Source organism: Candidatus Melainabacteria bacterium RIFOXYA2_FULL_32_9 (assembly GCA_001784615.1).
Classification (GTDB): domain Bacteria; phylum Cyanobacteriota; class Vampirovibrionia; order Gastranaerophilales; family UBA9579; genus UBA9579.
Genome location: MFRQ01000142.1, coordinates 28224 through 30017 on the forward strand (window position 1 = coordinate 28224; position 1794 = coordinate 30017).

Here is a 1794-nt window from a genome sequence, read left to right on the forward strand (position 1 = left end):
GATAATTATTAAATGGTGATAAGTAACCGCCTAAGAATAAAGTCACAATTAAAACACTGAGTATAAATAAAGCTGCATATTCTGCTAAGAAGAATAAGGCAAACTTCATTCCTGAATATTCTGTATTATATCCACTGACTAATTCACTTTCAGCTTCAGGTAAATCGAAAGGAATTCTGTTTACTTCTGCAATTGAGCATATGAAAAATACTATAAATCCAATAAATGAAGGCCATACGTTCCAGCTGAACATATTCCAATCTAGTAATGCAGCTTGAGCTACGCCACCTGACTGTTTAGTTACTATCTCCTGCATATTCATACTGCCAGCCAATAATGTAATTCCAATAGCTGCTATAACCAATGGAATTTCATAACTAATAGCTTGAGCAGCAGACCTCATTCCACCAAGTAGGGAATACTTGTTGTTACTTGCCCAACCGGAAATAACTAATCCTATGGTTGAAAGAGATGAAATTGCAAGAATTAAAAATAATCCTGCAGCTACATTTATTGCAAGCAGGTTACCTGTATAAGGTATTAAGCCGTAAATTACCATTATTGGAGCAAAAAAGATAATTGGGCCTAATGTAAAAAGTATTTTATTTGATTCAGTGGACATTATATCTTCTTTAATTAAAAGTTTTATTGCATCTGCAATTGTTTGAAATAAGCCAAATGGCCCTACCCTATTTGGTCCTTTTCTTATAGTTAACCAGGCAAGTACCTTTCTTTCCATTAAAACCAGGAATAGAACTCCTATTACGACAAGTGCTGCTACTCCAATAAATGGTATTACCGGCCAACTAATTTGTGCCAGAATTTCTGGCAGGCCTAATTTATTAAATATACTTAAATATAGCTCATACATATTACGAATTACTCCGTTATCGATCAACTTCAGGAAGTACTACGTCAAGACTTCCAAATATAGGCATTAAATCTGCGAACATTCTACCTTTGATTAGCTCTGGAAGAACCTGTACACTGGAAAATGAAGGGGTTCTCCATTTTACTCTGTAAGGTTTAGTTGTTCCATCACTCATTACGTAGCAAGTTGTTATACCTCTTGGAGATTCAATCAATGATATTGCTTCTCCAGCTGGAGGCTTAAATACAATTGGATTAACTTTTTTGCCAATTAATTTGGTATCGGTACCACAAACACAGCATTCATCTTTATTACAGCCGCAGTTTAATTGTTTTACCTGAAGCTTGCTTGGTGATCCTCCAGGGAGTTTTGCTATTGCCTGTTCAATAATTTTGACTGACTCTCTCATTTCAGCAATTCTGACTATGTATCTATCATAAGAGTCACCATTTTCTGCTGTGCAGACTTTAAAATCAAAATCATTATATACAGAATAAGGGTCAGTCTTTCTTAAATCCAGCTCTATTCCTGATGCTCGTATATTTGGCCCTGTAATGCCATAATCAAGACCCATTTCAGGAGTTAATATTCCTACTCCCTTAGTTCTATTAAGGATTATTGGATTTTTAGTAACTATTGCTTCATATTCATCAAAATATTTAGGCATTTTTTTGCATAATTCAAGGGCTCTTCTTACCCAACCTGATGGGAATTCTTTTTTAACTCCGCCAAAACTGTAAAAATTATACATCATACGTGCGCCTGTCAGGTCTTCAAGAAGTTTTACAATTTCTTCTCTTTCTCTAAACGCATAAAATAAAGGTGATGTTGCGCCTAAATCCAATAAGAATGAAGCAAGCCACATTAAGTGAGATGCAATTCTATTGAATTCCATTGTAATTACTCTGATATATTCGGCTCTT

General features: G+C 34.9%; 1 protein-coding gene and 1 pseudogene (1 of these 2 cut by a window edge). Both read right to left on the bottom strand.

Translation table 11 applies throughout. The features are described 5' to 3' along the window. Nucleotides 1-871: pseudogene (locus tag A2255_08610) on the bottom strand (hypothetical protein); it reaches 44 nt to the left of the window's first position. Nucleotides 872-887: 16 nt separating this feature from the next. Further along, complete coding sequence (locus A2255_08615) at nucleotides 888-1766, bottom strand: hypothetical protein (GenBank protein ID OGI17625.1); 879 nt, start codon at nucleotides 1764-1766, stop codon at nucleotides 888-890. Between the last annotated feature and the right edge of the window lie 28 nt (nucleotides 1767-1794).